The organism is Aeromonas sp. S5(2024) (assembly GCF_041403025.1).
Lineage (GTDB): Bacteria > Pseudomonadota > Gammaproteobacteria > Enterobacterales > Aeromonadaceae > Aeromonas > Aeromonas hydrophila.
This window is the reverse complement of record NZ_JBGLRI010000004.1, coordinates 124,572-139,866: the sequence shown is the minus strand read 5'-3', so window position 1 is coordinate 139,866 and position 15,295 is coordinate 124,572. Positions and strand designations below refer to the sequence as shown.

Here is a 15,295-nt window from a genome sequence, read left to right as displayed (position 1 = left end):
TCCATTCCTATACTGAGGGAAAACCGCAGCGGGTGCTGCCAGCGCAACCAGAAGCACGAGAGTGACCATGATGTCCAAAGACGGGGAAGAGCGTAAATCCATCCTGACCGAGAGCGGCACCAACGAGCTCGAGATCATCGAATTCCACCTCAAGAAGCAGCTGCCCGATGGCCGCGAAAAAATAGCCTATTACGGCATCAACGTCGCCAAGGTGCGCGAGGTGATCCGGGTGCCGGAGACCACCGACTACCCCAATGCCCAGCGCCACATGGTGGGGGTTTTCTCCCTGCGCGAGCGGCTGATCCCGCTGGTGGATCTGGCCGGCTGGCTCGGCATCCGCACCAACCCGGACAACAGCAACAAGGTGGTCATCGTCACCGACTTCAACAAGATGGCAAACGGCTTCCTCATCGACAGCGTCAGCAGGATCCACCGGGTCTCCTGGGAGGATGTGGAGTCCCCCAGCCAGTTCCTGGAGGCGGGCGAGAATGACTGCGTGGTGGCGGTGGTCAGGCGCGACGGCAACCTCATCATGATCCTCGACTTCGAGAAGATCATCGCCGACATCAACCCAGAGCTCAGCATGGAAAAGTACGATGTGACCCAGGATCGCAAGGTCATCATCGACGATCGCATGATGGCCATGCGCCAGGCCAAAACCATCCTGGTGGTGGACGACTCCGCCTTCATCCGCAAGATGATCGAGACCACCCTGCGCACCGCGGGCTACAACGTGGTGACCGCCAAGGACGGGGGTGACGGGCTGGAGATGCTGATGGAGTTCGATCGCCTGTCGCAGGAGGAGAAGATCCCGGTAGCCGAGTTTGTCAGCGGCATCATCACCGACGTGGAGATGCCCCGCATGGACGGCATGCACCTGCTCAAGCGGCTGCGCGATACCCCCGCCTTCAAGACCACCCCCATCGTCATGTTCTCGTCGCTGATGAGCGATGACAACCGCCACAAGGCTCTGCAGCTGGGCGCCAACGACACCATCACCAAACCCGAGCTGGGCCGCATGGTCGGCATGATGGACAACTTCCTGCTCGGCATCCCCATCCCCAGACCCGGCAACCTGTGAGGCCGCCGGACGGCCACACAAGCAAAAGGGCGCCGAGGCGCCCTTTTGCTGCTTGATGGCTCAACCCAGCCAGAGATAGAGCTGGTGAGCCGCCACCCCGGCGCACAAGCCGCCGATGGTGTGGGCCACGATGGCGCGGGAGGTGAGATGGCGATAGCCGAGCGCATCCAGCATGGCGGTGTGGGTGCTCAAGAAGCCGCTCCAGCACATGCCCATGGCGGTGAACACCGCCACCTCGTTGCCGGTGATCCAGCCCTTGCCGATGAAAGGGGGCACCAGTGACATGGCGGCCCCGACAGCCCCCAGCGAGGTGACCGGGAAAGCCACCAGCTCGGCGTGGGTGAAGCCGAACAGCAGCTCGAACAGCCAGCCCACCTTGGCCGCCAGCACCGGCAGCAGCGCCACCCCCTGGAAAGCCTCACCGCTGTAGCCCTGCTCACCCGGGCCGAAGGTCAGCAGCATCACGAAGGTGCTGATGATGAGCACCCCGGGGATCACCGCCATCCCCAGCTCCACCCCGGACTTGCCACCGTCCAGCAGGGCGTTGAGCACCCGCAGCCAGGTCGGGGCAGCTTCCTGGCTCAGACCCGGTTTGGCCCCCACGCTCGCCACCTCGTCGGTGATCGGGGTTTCCCCCACCAGCGGGCGGATCATCCGCTGCATCAGCCGGGTCGACACCACGGAGCCGATGAGGGCGCCGAGCAGGCCGATCAGCGCCGCGCTGGCGGTGGACTCGCCGCCCGGCAGTTGCAGGGTGGCCATGAAGGTCACCACGATCAGCCCCATGCCGAAGGCGGTGCCGAAATTGGTGAGCGACACCAGCTGCCAGGGGGTGAAGCCCTTGCGAAAGCGGCTGTCCTTGGCGAGGCTGATCACCGCCGGGTTGTCGGAGAAGAAGGTCATCAGGGCCGCCAATGCGGTGCGCCCCGGCAGCCGGAACACCGGTTTCATCAGCGGTGCCAGCAGCACCTCCAGCAGGCGGATCACCCCGAACTCGCTGAGCAGCTGGCTGAGCGCGCCCGACAGCACGGTAATGCCCATGATGAAGAGCACTGTGTTGAGCAGCAGCTGGTGGGCGGTGTTGAACAGGGTGTTGACCAGGGCGGAGAGGCCCATCTGGCTGCTGAGGTAGCCAAACAGGCTGCCGAGGATAACCAGCACCAATACCGGCTCCAGCCAGCGGCGAAGGGAGGCGGCCCCCTGGTGAGAATCTTTAACTGCTTGATTTTCCATACCAATCCTGAAATCTGTCGCTGTGTGGTGAGTATTGTTGTTATGGCACCCATAAAGCAGGAGCCCTTGTCTTGCGACAAGGGCTCCTTGAATGACTCTTCCTGCTGGCCGCGAACCCGTGCCATACGGATTGACGCTTCGCCGCGCTCGCGGCTGAACCAGGGAGGAAATACGGGTGGCCGGACGATCCTGTCCAGTCTGCCCGTCTCGCGTCAGCACGCCGGCCCACGGCCAGCCCGGCGACGAAACGGGGCGGCAGTATAACAACTGGGGCCTGCCAGCGAAACAAGGGGGGAGACCTGCGCCTTGCCACCCCCTCGCCTGTGCTCGCCGCCAACGAGCTCTACGGCTTCATGCCTTCGCTCTTCAACCACTTGCGCAGCCGGCCGTTGGCGTTGTGATAGGGCGAGGCGGTATTGAACTGGATCATCCGCCCCAGCGGCCAGCGCTCATGCCAGGGGCGACCGTACAGCTCATCGTCGCTGCGCTGCCCGATCAGCTCGACGATGCGGGCCCTGGCCGCCACCAGTCGGGTCAGCAGCTGCGGGTAGGTCAGCCCCTCATAGTCCCGATAGAACTTGTGCGCCAGCCCGCCCAGCTCGTTCCATTTAAAACCGGTCTCGGGAAAATCCACCGGCAGACCCGCCGCATCCCGCTCGATCCACTTGATCACCAGCTCGTTCCAGCCGATGAGGTAGGCCACCAGATTGGCCACGCTCATGGGGGTGCCCTTGCCGTGCCCCTCCATCACCGGCTCTTGTGTCAGGCCCTCGGGGACGGCCTGCAAGGCCTTGAACAGCTTGCCAAAGTTCGTCTCGATGGCGAGCAGCAGCTCGGCCTTGTCAGCAGGGATCCCCATCACTTTTCTCCTGAATGCCCGCCACCCGACAAGCGGCGGGCGAGATTGCCGTCCACGGCCGGCGCGGGTAAGCTCGCCCCATCGGCCATCCATCTACTCATCCAGCAGCACCATGAACGACCTCGTGACCTACATCAGGGCCATCCATCGCCAGGCGGGGCCGGCGATCATCGTCCGCCAGCAGAGTGAACAACACAGCGAGCAGGACGAAGAGTCCTCCCCGCAGCTCTGCCCGGAGTGCTGGATCAGCTACCGGGTGGTCACCAGCCCCATTCCCATCACACCCGCCCGCAAGCTGTTCCACAACCCCTGCCAGGAGGCCTTCTGGCTCAAGATGCAGGAGATTACGCCAGCCGTCTGACCCGCTCGACCGGCCGCCGACGCCCCATCAATACTGCTTGGTCTTGGAAGCAAATCCCGCCAGGAACAGCCCGGTCAGAAACATGCCGCAGAAGGCCTCGATGGCCGACAGCAGCTGGAGCGGGGAGGAGGTCTGGGAGATGTCGCCATAGCCCAGGGTCACGAAGGTGACAATGCTGAAGTAGAGCGAGCGGCCCAGGTGGTGGTAGGTAACCGAGGCCGGCGCCAGAAAATAGGTCAGGGTCGCCAGCAGGATCACCCCCATCGACAGCAGCAGGCTGCGGATCGGCCGCTCGCCAAAGCCCCAGGTGATGAAGCTGATGAACTTGGCCGCGCACTTCAGGTAGCACAGCAGGGTGAGCCAGCCTTTCTTGAGCCAGCCACTGCGCAGCCAGCACTCCTTGAACAGCTCCCTGGGGCTCGCCAGCGACTTCATCTCGTGCAGCTTCTCCTTGTAGTAACACTCGCCGGCATCGACGGTATCACCCACGCTGGAGAAGAGCCGTTTGGCATTGCGGTAGAGCTTGCTGGCCTCGCTGTGATCGACCCGGCCATTCTCGTTGTAGGCCACCTGCACCTTGTCCAGGTTGGTGTGCTCCATGGTGGCGTCGAAGTTCTTGGCCCGCACGTTGAAATTTTTCAGCACTGCCCGGGAGGAGTGAAAACGGATCTCCTCGCACTCGATGGTGAAGTCCTGAAACACTCCGTCCTCCAGCGCCAGCTCACGTTTCTTGGCCCAGGCCCTGTGGTCCCACAGCAGGGAGTCGAACAGATCGAGCCCGATCACCCCGCCGTTGACCCTCACCCCCTTGGCCGAGCAGTGCCACAGATAGACCTTGGAGTTGTTGACGGCGCCATCCAGCGAGAGCTCGTCCAGGCAGGTGAAGTCGAGCAGCCGGCCGGAGATGATGGGGCTTTGGAGCTCGACGCCGCCGATGTTGAGCAGGCGGTGCTTGCCCAGCACCTGGGCCTCCCCCTTGTTGTTCTCGGAGACCGAGAGCAGGCTCTGCACCCGCTTCACCTCGTCCTTGCCGTACTTGCCGGCCAGCCACATGCAGTAGGGTTCAAAGCGCGTCTCGGCACGGATCAGCCCGCTCTTGCGCAGGGACTCCAGCGCGCTCGAGGCGGTCTCATAGAGCCTGATCTTGTCATCACTCATGTAGAGGCACAGGCTCAACACGCAGCGGGAGCTGATGAAGCGGGCGATGCCGATCTGGAAGATCACCTGCTTGTCGATCTTCTGCTCCGTCATCCAGTCGTCGAAATGGGGCAGTGACGCCATCAGCAGATCCCAGATCAAGGGATAGTCGTTGGCCCGGCGCCACTCGTTGAACTGCTCGGGGGAAAGCTGCCAAAGCTCTGTTGCATTCATGGATGACCTCGCTCAAGAAACGGTTCCGTTTGCCTGCACCGGGCCTGGTACCCGATAAGCCTGCATGACCCGAACCGGGCAGGAGACGGACTCAGCAAGCCATCATACTAGCCGAGCCGACGAAGTCACTGATGGGGAGGGGACAGGGTGAGCCATGCGACAACTTGGCGCCGGTTGGCCCATTTATTGTCCGCAGTGAGTGCCAGACAGCGGCAAACGGGCAAAGAAAAAGCCCAGCATTGCTGCTGGGCTTTTGAATTGGCTCCTCCTACTGGACTTGAACCAGTGACATACGGATTAACAGTCCGCCGTTCTACCGACTGAACTAAGGAGGAATTGTACTTTGGAGACCAGATATCGCTATCTCATCGCCTTTATTGTGGTGCCCAGAGACGGAATCGAACCGCCGACACGGGGATTTTCAATCCCCTGCTCTACCGACTGAGCTATCTGGGCAAATGGTGCCGGCTACCGGAATCGAACTGGTGACCTACTGATTACAAGTCAGTTGCTCTACCTACTGAGCTAAGCCGGCACACTTTAAACCATTGTGCATGAACAAGTTTTTATTTCATGGCACCAAAATTTGGTGCCCAGAGACGGAATCGAACCGCCGACACGGGGATTTTCAATCCCCTGCTCTACCGACTGAGCTATCTGGGCGTGGGCGCTATTAAACGGATTTTAAGGCAGGTGGTCAACGGGAAATTTCACTTTTTGTCTCGTTCGTCTCTTTTTTGCTCAGGATCATCCATTTCCAGCACTTCTTCCTGCTCGGCGCGATTCTGGCGGCCCCAGACTCTGGGTTCCTCCCCCTTCAGCAGGCGGGCAATGTTCTCGTGATGGCGGATCAGAATGAGGCAGGAGAGCAGCGACACCGGCAACGTGTATTCCGGCTTGAGCAGGTAGGTAAAGAGCGGCGTCAGCAACACGGTAATGATGGAGGCCAGCGACGAATAGCCGCTCACCAGCAGCACCAGCAGCCAGGTGCCGATCACCGCGCCCCCCATGGTGAAGCCGATGGGCATCATGGTGCCGAGCGCCGTGGCCACTCCCTTGCCGCCACGAAAGTGGAAGAAGATGGGGTACATGTGGCCGAGACAGGCAGCCACCCCGATAAAGCCGAGGTAGACGGGTTTGATCTGCAGATACCAGGCAAGGTAGACGGGAGCGGTGCCCTTGAGCACATCGAGCAGCAGCACCACCACGGCCGCCAGCCGACCACCGAGGCGCAGCACATTGGTGGCCCCCGGGTTGTGGGAGCCGTGATCACGGGGATCCGGCAGACCCGTGATGCGGGAAACCAGCACCGCACTGGACAGCGAGCCGCCCAGGTAGGCCAGAATAATCATCAAAATCGTCAGGGCCGTCATCTTGGTCGTTTTTACCACGATATGAATGGGGTATGATGCGGGCCACATTCTCTGGCGCCGGCGTGGGGTTGCCCAACGCGTGTCGCCCAAACCGGCCGCCGGCACTCATCCGCTGGCCAGGCCTGCATCCCTGCGCTGTCATCACAGCCCATCAAGAGTAAAGAAGAAGTACTGTCATGGACAAGGTGTTTATTCGCGGACTCGAGGTTTTGACCACTATCGGTGTATACGAGTGGGAGAAAGGCATTCGCCAGAAGCTCTGTTTCGACCTCGAGATGGGGTTCGACAACCGCCCCGCCGCCGCAACCGACGATATCAAGCTGGCACTGGATTACGCCACCCTCTCTCGCAAGATCTGTGATCACGCCTCCAGCAAGGTGGTGGAGCTGGTCGAAACCATGGCCGAACAGGTCGCCATGCTGGTGCTGGCCGACGAACGGGTACAGTGGGTCAAGGTCACCCTGACCAAACCGGGCGCCGTCCCCAATGCCGCCGGCGTCGGTGTCGAGATCCTGCGTCACCGCACCCCGGCCGCGAGCGCCAACTGATGACCCGCATCTATATCAGCCTGGGTTCCAACATCGAGCGGGAACGCCATATCCGCGCCGGCCTCGATGCGCTGCAGGCCGAGTTTGGCGAGCTGCAGGTCTCCCGGGTGTTCGAGAGCGAGGCGGTGGGCTTCAACGGCCGCCCCTTCTACAACCTGGTGGTGGGCGCCGATACCGAGCTGCCGCTGGCGACCCTGTGCCAGCGACTGCGCGCCATGGAGTTTGCCCACGGCCGCGAGCCGGACGCCAAGAAGTTCGCCCCGCGCACCCTGGATCTCGATCTGCTGCTCTATGGCGAGCTGGTCTGCGAGACGCCGCTGGTGCTGCCGCGCGGCGAGATCCTCAGCAACGCCTTCGTGCTCTGGCCGCTGGCCGAACTGGCCCCCACCCTGCGCCATCCGCTGGATGGGCGCACGCTCGGTGAGCTGTGGGAGCGTTACGACAAGGCCTCCCAACGACTCTGCCCCATCCCCTTTCACTGGGCCGCGGGCGAATTGCAGCACCACTGAACGACAAGGGCACCTCGCGGTGCCCTTGTTGTTGATGGACGGAGCTGATAACGGATAAGAAACCGTGATTGGGCCTGCGCCGGTGCAAGTGGCAGGATGGCCGCCATCACAGGAGAACCCCATGCCACTCGATACCATTCACGACTTCAACTGCCGGCTGCTGGCCGGGCTGCCCCACCAGCGCTTCGAGCACGAACCCATCCTCGATTACGCCACCGATGAAAAGGTGAGAGCCCGCCTCGGCTGGCAGGCCGAATTCAGCAAGACCCTGTTTCTCAAGTTCAAGGATGGCCGCTTCGCCCTGCTGCTGACCCACAGGGACGGCCGGCTCGACAACAAGGCGGTCAAGGCGGCGCTCGGTGCCAAGCCCTCCATCTGCACCGCCGACGAGATGCAGGCGGAGATTGGTTGCCTGCCGGGCGCAGTCTGCCCCTTCCTGCCCCGCACCGATATCCCGCTGCTGGTAGACCTTCAACTGATGGGTCATCACTCCTTCACCTGGACGCCGGGCCACCCGGAGCAGACCTTTCTGCTGGAGACGGCCCATCTGGCCCGGGTGCTGGAGCAACTGCCCTGTCAGGTCAGCTACCTGCCTGCGCCATCGGCCTGACTGCCGACGGCACAACCCCGCTCACCCCTTGTCCCGCGCCAGCTGGGCGAAGATCAGCGCCGCCAGCATGGACATGAGACCGATGCAGAGATAGGTGAGGTGGAAACCTCCCAGCCACTGGCCATCCGCCGCCGACGAGCCGGCCGAGAAGAGCCCCAGCAGGCTGGCGGCGATGGCCACCCCCAGGCTCATGGAGAGCTGCATCACCACTGACAGCAGGCCGTTGCCGCTGCTGGCAAACTCCGGGCTGAGATCCTGCAGGGTCAGGGTGTTCATGGCGGAGAACTGCAGCGAGTTGATGGCACCGAACACCATCAGCCAGCCCAGCAGCACCCCGTAGGGGAGCTGATTGTCGATGAGGGAGAAGCTGGCGATCATCACCCCGAGCGCCAGGGTGTTGCCAATCAGGATGCGGCGATAGCCGATGCGCGGAATGAGCTTGTTCACCAGCGTCTTGGTCAGCATGGCCCCCAGCACGGTGGGGATCATGGTCATCCCAGCCTTGCTCGGCGAGAAGCCGAGCCCCAGTTGCAGAAACAGCGGGGTGAGAAACGGCATGGCGCCGCTGCCGAGCCGGGCAAACAGGTTGCCCCAGATGCCGATGGCGAAGGTGCTGGTCTTGAACAGCCCCAACCCGAACAGCGGCTCCTCGGCATTGGCGGCGTAGAGCCAGTAGCTCGCCATGGCGGCCAGCCCGAACAGCAGGGCAAACAGCGCCCAGCCGGTGGAGATGCTGTGCTCTCCCAGCCCCTGCAGGCCCACCGACACCAGCACCATGCCGGCGCTGAACATCACGAACCCCTGCCAGTCGAACTTGGCCGTGCTCTGGCGCAGATCCGGCATGAAGTACCAGCTGGCGATAAAGCCGAGCAACCCCACCGGCAGGTTGATGAGAAACACCCAGTGCCAGCTCGCTACCTCCACCAGCCAACCCCCCAGTGCCGGGCCGATCAGCGGCCCCACCAGGCCGGGAATGGTGACGAACGACATCACCCGCAGCAGCTCGTGCTTGCTGTAAACCCGCAGTACCGCCAGCCTGCCCACCGGCATCAGCAGGGCGCCACCAATCCCTTGCAGCACCCGCGCCGCCACCAGCATCGGCAGGGAGTTGGCAGCGGCGCAGGCCAAAGACCCCAAGGTAAACAGCAGGATGGCGGCCAGATAGATGCGGCGGGTGCCAAATCTATCCGCCAGCCAGCCGGAGGCGGGAATGAGCAGCGCCACCGTCAGCATGTAGGCGATGATCACCGACTGCATCTGCAGCGGGCTCTCGCCCAGGGTCTCGGCCATGCTGGGCAGGGCGGTGTTGAGGATGGTGCCATCCAGCGTCTGCATGAAGAAACCGACCGCCGTGAGCGGCGGCAGCCATTTGCGCTGGGCAGGGGTCACCATGTGTGTGCTATCGGGCATCTGCAGCCACCTCCTCTTCAGACAAAAAAAGACCCGCACAAGCGCGGGTCATCTCATTACATCAGGCATCAGGCTGGCCGAGCATGGCTCTAAGCTGCTCTTCCAGGCTGGGCTCGGGCGCCTTGAGCGTATCCAGGAACAACCGCTCTATGCCCGCCTTGTCCTGACTCTTCACGATGAACACCAGCCGGGACTGGGCCTTGCCTTCCGGCCACTCTCCCAGCGCCTGCAGCGGATAGAGCTGACCATGGACGCCGTGGATCACCACCGGCTGGCTCTCTCCCTCCAGCTGCAATATGCCCTTGAGCCGCAGCAGCGCATCACCGTATTGCGCCAGCACCGCATCGATGGCGGCCAGCAGGCGGGACGGCTTGAGCGGCTCGCCGATGCGCAGGGCGAAACTCTCGATATTGCCGTGCTCGAAGTGGGTCGGCGCGGCCGTACCCACCTTGGCGGCGAACGGCTTCATCTTGGGCTGCATCGGCGAGGCCAGCCCCTGTTTCGGGGCTTCGGTGCGCAGCCAGGCCAGCAGCTGGCGTACATCGCGCCCGGCCGCTTCGTTGTAGGCACCCAGCTTCTCCAGCACCGCAGGCGAGAGCACCCCGTTGCTGACCCGTTCGATCGGGGCAGCTGGGTTGAGGGCCGCCAGCTGGGCTTCAACCCGCTCCAGCTGCTCGCCATCCACCAGGTCGCCCTTGCTCACCACCAGCAGATCCGCCAGCGCCACCTGTTTCACCGCTTCATACTGAGCCGCCAACTGTTGCTCGATATGGCCGGCATCCACCACGGTGACGGTACCATCGAAGCGGTAACGCTGGGCGATAAAGCCCTCCTCCCTCAACGTGAACAGCACGGGGGCCGGATCGGCGAGGCCTGTGGTCTCGATGATGAGTCGCTTGAACGGTTTGATCTTGCGCTGAATGGCCTTCATAAACAGCCCCTGCAGCGCCTCCACCAGAGAGCCCTGCACCGAGCAGCAGATGCAGCCGGAATCGAGCAGCACCACCTGCTCGTCCACCTGCTGCACCAGGTGGTGATCCAGCCCCACCGAGCCGAACTCGTTGATCAGCACCGCGCACTCGCCGAGCTCGGGCTGCTTGACCCAGTGGTTGAGCAAGGTGGTCTTGCCGCTGCCGAGAAAGCCGGTCAGCAGAGTCACTGGGATACGGGTATCTTGCATATCGGTCATGTCAGATCCTTACCGGTTGGCAAACAGGTCGGCGAGCCAGCGGTTTTCGAAACGGCCGTGGGGGTCGAGCTCGCCCTTGAGGGCCAGGAAGTCGTGCCAGCGCGGCAGCAGCGCCGGGAAGTCATAGAGATCCATCGCCAGGTGCTTGCCGAAGTGCGGGATGCCGCCAAGCGGCACCAGCAGTTGCTGCAGCTCGCGCATCTGCTCCATGGAGCCGTTGACGAAGGTGCCGTCCGCCGCCAGATAGACCAGGAACCCGATCCAGCAGACCGACTGATCATAGGCGGCGCTGAGCCAGGCCTTGGAGGGACCGGTACAGCGCAGAATAAAGGGGTAATGCAGCACGCCGGGGTTGGCCTGCTGCCACGCCTGCAGGGTCTCCAGCGCTTCGTTCATGCGATGCAGCGGCACAGCCACTTCACAGTTGATCTGGGGCGCCGGGATCCCCTTGCAGAGGATCTGGTAGACGTTGCCCACCAGATCCGAGGCGTCCTTGAAGCGGCGCACCGTCTCGAAGTGCTCGCCGGCCAGCGCCTCATCCTTGGTGTCCTTGGCCATCTTCTGCAGAGTCGCATCTATGGTGGCATTCATGCGGGCGTCGATGTCGCCCTCCAGCAGCAGCGGCTCGCTGCCACCAGCGCGGTAACGGGCCACCTCCTCCTCGGAGGCGGGATCCACCAGCCAGATGTGGCTCTCGCCGGTCCAGGCGAACCACCAGCTCTTCACGAAGGCGTGCTCGCGGTTGAGCCGCTCGTTGTGCGCCAGCAGGAAGGGATAGTCGGTGGTGAACTTGGTGCAGCGCATGATGCGGTTGGGCACGGTCTGCAGGGTGACGTCGAGCAGGATGCCGAGCATGCCCATGCCCATCACGAAGGCGCCAAAGCGCGAGTCGGTGCGATCCACCCGGATGATCTCGCCACTGGCCAGCATGACTGTCATGGCCGCCACCGCATCGCACAGGGCGGACTGGTGCAGCCCCTGGCCGTGGGTGCCGGTGCTGAGCGCACCGCCCAGGGTCTGGATGCCGATGACGCCGGGGGAAGCAGGCAGCATCCGCTCCATGGCGATGAGATCGGCGTAGACGGTGTCCAGCGGAGTGCCCGCCTGATAGGTGACGGTGTCGGCGGTCTGCCCTAGCTGGCCACGCAGGTGGTGCAAGTCCACCAGCAGCGCCTGGTTGCCCTCGGCATAGACGCTGTGGATGGGTTCGAAGGAGAGGCCGGAGCCAATGAGGCGCAGCTTGCGCTCGGGGTTTTCCCGCAGCAGTTGCTGCAGTTCGTCGCGATTCTTCGGACGCCACACCTGCTCCAGTGCGCCGAGCGGATTGGTCCTGGACCAGTTGAACAGCACCTCCCGCTGACCTATCGCCTTGATGCTGTGAAATGCCTGGAACCTGACCGTCATACCGCCCCTCATCTTTATTGACGTCAAAATGAGCGCCAATTCTACCGAAAAGCGGACCACAAGGCATGAAAAACAAGCCCCTACAGTCGGGGGTGGATAGGGGAGATCGCCTCTCCCCTCGCCTCAGCGCGTCTGCTGGGTCAGTGCCAGCAGCATACCGAATCCCACCAGCAGACCGCCAAACACCCGATCGATCCAGTGGCGCACCGCCAGCAGCCGACCCCGCACCGAGTCGGTGGAGAAGAAGATCGCCACCGCGCTGAACCAGACGGCATGGGCCAGCACGATGAAGGCGCCGTAACCGAGCTGGACCGCCAGCGGTGTCTGCGGCTGCACCACCTGCATGAACAGGCTGACGATGAAGATGGTGGTCTTGGGGTTGAGCACATTGGTCAGAAAACCGGTGCGCAGCGCCCCCAGGCTGGAGAGGGCGGGCTGCTCGGCCAGCACCTCGGCGCTCACCGGCTTGGCCCGCAGCATCTTGATGCCGAGGAAGATGAGGTAGGCGGCCCCCGCCAGCTTGATGAGATTGAACAGCCAGAGCGACTGCTGGATCAGCAGCCCCACCCCGAGCAGGGTGTAGGTGACGTGCACGCATACCCCGGCGCCGATGCCCAGCGCCGTCAGCACCCCGCTGCGGCGCGAGAGCAGCAGGCTGTTGCGCGACACCATGGCGAAGTCGGGCCCGGGGCTGATGACGGCAAAGAAGGTAATGGCCACTACGGCTAACAGTTCGGTCATGAAAATAGTCCTGATCACATGGAATATCGGCTATTTTATTTGGCCATAGCACCAATAACGAACGATAACTTCTGACATGAACGGTGAGAATAATTCACAGAAAAGCCTGTCACTGCCCGCCCTGACCGCGCTGCGCTGTTTCGAGGTGGCGGCCCGCACCGAGCACTTCAGCCGCGCCGCCGACGAGCTGCACCTCACCCACGGCGCCGTCAGCCGGGCGGTACGGCTGCTGGAGGAGGATCTGGGAGTTATGCTGTTCGAGCGGCGCCAGCGCCGGGTCTTTCTGACCGAGGCGGGCGAACGGCTCTATCAGGCGGTCAGGGAGGGGCTGGGCGGTATCCGCCAGACGGCGCAGGCACTGCGCCAGCAGGGGCGACCACCCTCATTGGTCATCTCCTGCGAGCCGACCCTGCTGATGCGCTGGCTGATCCCGCGCTGGCCCGCCTTCCAGACCCTACATCCCGAGCTGGATGTGCACCTGATGGCCGGTGGCGGTGCCCTCAGCTTCGGCAGCGGCATCGATCTCGCCATCCGGCGCAACGACTTCCAGTGGCCGGCCGAGCTCTACAGCCAGCCGCTGTTCGAGGAGCTGACCGGGCCGGTCTGCCAGCCGGGCAAGGTGGCACAGTTCTTCGAGACGGGGGCCAACGGCCCGGCCCTGCGCCCTGCAGCCCCCCGCCTGCACACCAAGACCCGGCCGGGAGCCTGGCAGGAGTGGTTGCAGCACGCCGGCCAGTCCGCCGGCGAGGAGGCGCCGGGGCAGACCTTCGAGCATTTCTACTTCAGCCTGCAGGCGGCCGTCGCCGGGTTGGGGGTCGCCATCGGCCCCTACCGGCAGGTGTGCGACGACATCGAGGCCGGCCTGCTGGTGGCGCCGCTCGGCTTTTGTCCCGACGGCACCGGCTACCACCTGCTCGCCCCCGCCCCGCCCGCTCCCGGCAGTGCCCACGCCAGACTGGCGGAGTGGCTGCAATCCCTCACCTGATGGCTCAGGCCGAGACCGCCGGCGCCGCGGGCTCGGCCTGAGGCCGGCCCAGCGCAGCCTGAAAATCGCGCAGCGGCAGCGGGCGGCCAAACAGATAGCCCTGCAGGTAGTCGACGCCCTTGCTTTTCAGGTAGTCGGCCTGCTGGCGCGTCTCCACCCCCTCGGCAACCAGCGCGAGGCCGAGCCGGGTCCCCAGATCGATCACGTTGTCGACTATGTGCTCGGACAGGGATTCGGTGCCGATCCTGCCGATAAACGACTGATCTATCTTGAGATAGTCCACATGGAACTGCTGCAGGTAGTGCAGGCTGGAGTGGCCGGTGCCAAAATCGTCCATGGCCAGCCTGACCCCCATCTCGTCGAGCTGGCGAAACAGCGCCAGGGTCTGGGGATCCGCCACCAGCAGCTCCCGCTCGGTCAGCTCCAACACCAGTACTACCTGGCCCGGCGCGAAGTGATCGAGGAAGCGCCGGCACTCGGCAAGCAGCGCCATGTCGCGGCAGTGGGCGGCACTGATGTTGAAGCTGATGTGAAACCCGTCGGGTACCAGGTCGCGCTCCATGCTCAGCTCGCGAGCCACCTCCTCCATCAGCAGGCTGGTCATCGGCACGATCAGACCGCTCGCCTCCGCCTGGGGAATGAAGAGATCAGGGCGGATCAGCCCGGCCGTCGGATGCTGCCAGCGCATCAACACCTCGGCCCCCATCACCCGTTCGTTTCCCGCCGCCACCAGCGGTTGCAAATAGGGCACAAACTCCCGATTGCGCAGGGCGCGAGCCAGCTCCACCACGGGAGAGCGGGGCCGTCCCAGCAACCACCAGATGAGCAGGGCAAAGCCGAAGCAGAGCCCAAACAGCACCATAATGGCCCACTGCCGGGCCTGCCACAGGGAGGACCAGAGCGAGGGGATCTCGTGTCCGGCATAGATCGAGAGCGGATAGCGGTCGGAACGGACTTCATGGCTGGCCAGGGTTGGCAACGGCTGACCCCCTTCGCTCAGTACGCCCCGCTCATCCAGCCACTGCTTGCCCACGTGCAGCAGCAGGGTGCAGGGCCGCCCGCTCAGCACCAGCATGAAGCGCAGGTAATCGCCGTCTATGGTGCTGAAGGCAGCCCCCCTGCCCTCGCTGTCACGCAGCGCCAGCAGGGGGTGATCGGCCCGCACCTGATTGCCCGCCAGCAGCCGTAACCGTCCGTCGCTGTAACTCTCGGCCCGGTCCGGCCACTGGATGGCACCGAACAGCGAGTTGCAGTAGATCCCCTGCTCCCCCACCAGGTTGACGGTACGCACGAAGGGCACCAGCGCCACCTGCTGACGCAGGGTGAACAGGGCCTGTTCGCACGGCTGTTCGACGAAGGGCAGCAAGGTACGGTTGGCGCTCTCGGCGTGGGCCAGCATGGTCTCCATCAGGGTGACCGCCTGCCGGGCCGAGCGCTCTGACTGACGATCCAGCATCTGCAGGTGACCGTTGTAGAGCATCCACAACCCGAGTGCGAGGGGCAGCGTGAACAGCAGCAGGGTACACCCCAAACGCAGCCAGGGACGGGAGAAATCCAGGTTGGACAGTGATATCGGCATAGCGGGACCAGACAGCAAAGATGGCCGCCCACCTTAACAGCC

15 protein-coding genes and 4 tRNA genes are annotated in these 15,295 nt (G+C 63.6%); 6 read left to right on the top strand and 13 right to left on the bottom strand.

Translation table 11 applies throughout. From position 1 onward, the window contains the following. Positions 1-67: 67 nt before the first annotated feature. Positions 68-1,081: a chemotaxis protein gene (locus tag ACB032_RS10070; RefSeq protein ID WP_011707542.1), complete on the top strand. Its 1,014-nt coding sequence runs from the start codon at positions 68-70 to the stop codon at positions 1,079-1,081. A gap of 60 nt (positions 1,082-1,141) precedes the next feature. Here the strand turns inward: ACB032_RS10070 and ACB032_RS10065 are convergent, their stop codons facing one another. Continuing rightward, positions 1,142-2,314 carry a nucleoside recognition domain-containing protein gene (locus tag ACB032_RS10065; protein WP_371137862.1) on the bottom strand — a complete coding sequence of 391 codons (1,173 nt, stop codon included), beginning with the start codon at positions 2,312-2,314 and terminating at the stop codon, positions 1,142-1,144. Positions 2,315-2,657: 343 nt separating this feature from the next. After that, on the bottom strand, positions 2,658-3,173 hold the full coding sequence (locus ACB032_RS10060; RefSeq protein WP_371137861.1) for a ClbS/DfsB family four-helix bundle protein: 516 nt from the start codon (positions 3,171-3,173) through the stop codon (positions 2,658-2,660). A 112-nt stretch (positions 3,174-3,285) separates the two neighbouring features. On the opposite strand from ACB032_RS10060, the gene ACB032_RS10055 reads away from it, so the two are divergent. Continuing rightward, positions 3,286-3,534, top strand: coding sequence for a hypothetical protein (locus ACB032_RS10055; RefSeq protein ID WP_371137860.1), 249 nt, complete (start codon positions 3,286-3,288; stop codon positions 3,532-3,534). Between the two features lie 27 nt (positions 3,535-3,561). On the opposite strand, the gene ACB032_RS10050 is transcribed toward ACB032_RS10055, so the two are convergent. From ACB032_RS10050 to plsY, 6 genes are all read right to left on the bottom strand, one after another. Continuing rightward, on the bottom strand, positions 3,562-4,905 hold the full coding sequence (locus ACB032_RS10050) for a potassium channel family protein (protein WP_371137859.1): 1,344 nt from the start codon (positions 4,903-4,905) through the stop codon (positions 3,562-3,564). Positions 4,906-5,164: 259 nt separating this feature from the next. Further along, positions 5,165-5,240: transfer RNA gene (locus ACB032_RS10045), tRNA-Asn, on the bottom strand. A 45-nt stretch (positions 5,241-5,285) separates the two neighbouring features. Next, positions 5,286-5,361 (bottom strand) — tRNA-Phe (locus ACB032_RS10040). Between the two features lie 3 nt (positions 5,362-5,364). After that, a tRNA-Thr gene (locus ACB032_RS10035) sits at positions 5,365-5,440 on the bottom strand. Between the two features lie 52 nt (positions 5,441-5,492). Beyond that, positions 5,493-5,568: transfer RNA gene (locus ACB032_RS10030), tRNA-Phe, on the bottom strand. Positions 5,569-5,615: 47 nt separating this feature from the next. Further along, positions 5,616-6,278: a glycerol-3-phosphate 1-O-acyltransferase PlsY gene (plsY, locus tag ACB032_RS10025; protein WP_016352149.1), complete on the bottom strand. Its 663-nt coding sequence runs from the start codon at positions 6,276-6,278 to the stop codon at positions 5,616-5,618. Positions 6,279-6,454: 176 nt separating this feature from the next. Here plsY and folB point away from each other — a divergent pair, with 176 nt between their 5' ends. The 3 genes from folB (at position 6,455) to ACB032_RS10010 (ending at position 7,945) form a co-directional block, all read left to right on the top strand. After that, complete coding sequence (gene folB / locus ACB032_RS10020) at positions 6,455-6,826, top strand: dihydroneopterin aldolase (RefSeq protein ID WP_011707547.1); 372 nt, start codon at positions 6,455-6,457, stop codon at positions 6,824-6,826. Beyond that, positions 6,826-7,335, top strand: a complete 510-nt coding sequence (gene folK, locus ACB032_RS10015; protein ID WP_017409458.1) for a 2-amino-4-hydroxy-6-hydroxymethyldihydropteridine diphosphokinase — start codon at positions 6,826-6,828, stop codon at positions 7,333-7,335. Before folB ends, folK begins: the two co-directional genes overlap by 1 nt. A gap of 121 nt (positions 7,336-7,456) precedes the next feature. Next, entirely contained in the window at positions 7,457-7,945 is a 489-nt protein-coding gene (locus ACB032_RS10010) for a YbaK/EbsC family protein (RefSeq protein WP_371137858.1), read from the top strand. A gap of 21 nt (positions 7,946-7,966) precedes the next feature. On the opposite strand, the gene mdtD is transcribed toward ACB032_RS10010, so the two are convergent. The 4 genes from mdtD to ACB032_RS09990 form a co-directional block, all read right to left on the bottom strand. Next, the gene (mdtD, locus tag ACB032_RS10005; protein WP_371137857.1) at positions 7,967-9,355 is read right to left on the bottom strand and encodes a multidrug transporter subunit MdtD; all 1,389 of its coding nucleotides are present in this window, start codon (positions 9,353-9,355) and stop codon (positions 7,967-7,969) included. A gap of 61 nt (positions 9,356-9,416) precedes the next feature. Continuing rightward, positions 9,417-10,544, bottom strand: a complete 1,128-nt coding sequence (locus ACB032_RS10000) for a GTP-binding protein (protein WP_199268973.1) — start codon at positions 10,542-10,544, stop codon at positions 9,417-9,419. A 9-nt stretch (positions 10,545-10,553) separates the two neighbouring features. Then, entirely contained in the window at positions 10,554-11,948 is a 1,395-nt protein-coding gene (locus ACB032_RS09995; RefSeq protein WP_371137856.1) for a D-arabinono-1,4-lactone oxidase, read from the bottom strand. 123 nt (positions 11,949-12,071) lie between these two features. After that, a complete protein-coding gene (locus ACB032_RS09990; RefSeq protein WP_011707553.1) occupies positions 12,072-12,689 on the bottom strand; it encodes a LysE family translocator in 618 nt (205 codons plus the stop codon). 76 nt (positions 12,690-12,765) lie between these two features. Here ACB032_RS09990 and ACB032_RS09985 point away from each other — a divergent pair, with 76 nt between their 5' ends. Then, a complete protein-coding gene (locus ACB032_RS09985; RefSeq protein ID WP_371137855.1) occupies positions 12,766-13,674 on the top strand; it encodes a LysR family transcriptional regulator in 909 nt (302 codons plus the stop codon). A 4-nt stretch (positions 13,675-13,678) separates the two neighbouring features. Here ACB032_RS09985 and ACB032_RS09980 read toward each other — a convergent pair whose 3' ends face one another. After that, positions 13,679-15,253, bottom strand: coding sequence for an EAL domain-containing protein (locus tag ACB032_RS09980; protein ID WP_371137854.1), 1,575 nt, complete (start codon positions 15,251-15,253; stop codon positions 13,679-13,681). Positions 15,254-15,295 lie beyond the last annotated feature (42 nt).

Bases quoted from the DNA above. Each gene is read 5' to 3' on its own strand.
- ACB032_RS10070 (WP_011707542.1), top strand. From the start codon at position 68: ATGATGTCCAAAGACGGGGAAGAGCGTAAATCCATCCTGACCGAGAGC.
- ACB032_RS10065 (WP_371137862.1), bottom strand. From the start codon at position 2,314: ATGGAAAATCAAGCAGTTAAAGATTCTCACCAGGGGGCCGCCTCCCTT.
- ACB032_RS10060 (WP_371137861.1), bottom strand. From the start codon at position 3,173: ATGGGGATCCCTGCTGACAAGGCCGAGCTGCTGCTCGCCATCGAGACG.
- ACB032_RS10055 (WP_371137860.1), top strand. From the start codon at position 3,286: ATGAACGACCTCGTGACCTACATCAGGGCCATCCATCGCCAGGCGGGG.
- ACB032_RS10050 (WP_371137859.1), bottom strand. From the start codon at position 4,905: ATGAATGCAACAGAGCTTTGGCAGCTTTCCCCCGAGCAGTTCAACGAG.
- plsY (WP_016352149.1), bottom strand. From the start codon at position 6,278: ATGACGGCCCTGACGATTTTGATGATTATTCTGGCCTACCTGGGCGGC.
- folB (WP_011707547.1), top strand. From the start codon at position 6,455: ATGGACAAGGTGTTTATTCGCGGACTCGAGGTTTTGACCACTATCGGT.
- folK (WP_017409458.1), top strand. From the start codon at position 6,826: ATGACCCGCATCTATATCAGCCTGGGTTCCAACATCGAGCGGGAACGC.
- ACB032_RS10010 (WP_371137858.1), top strand. From the start codon at position 7,457: ATGCCACTCGATACCATTCACGACTTCAACTGCCGGCTGCTGGCCGGG.
- mdtD (WP_371137857.1), bottom strand. From the start codon at position 9,355: ATGCCCGATAGCACACACATGGTGACCCCTGCCCAGCGCAAATGGCTG.
- ACB032_RS10000 (WP_199268973.1), bottom strand. From the start codon at position 10,544: ATGACCGATATGCAAGATACCCGTATCCCAGTGACTCTGCTGACCGGC.
- ACB032_RS09995 (WP_371137856.1), bottom strand. From the start codon at position 11,948: ATGACGGTCAGGTTCCAGGCATTTCACAGCATCAAGGCGATAGGTCAG.
- ACB032_RS09990 (WP_011707553.1), bottom strand. From the start codon at position 12,689: ATGACCGAACTGTTAGCCGTAGTGGCCATTACCTTCTTTGCCGTCATC.
- ACB032_RS09985 (WP_371137855.1), top strand. From the start codon at position 12,766: ATGAACGGTGAGAATAATTCACAGAAAAGCCTGTCACTGCCCGCCCTG.
- ACB032_RS09980 (WP_371137854.1), bottom strand. From the start codon at position 15,253: ATGCCGATATCACTGTCCAACCTGGATTTCTCCCGTCCCTGGCTGCGT.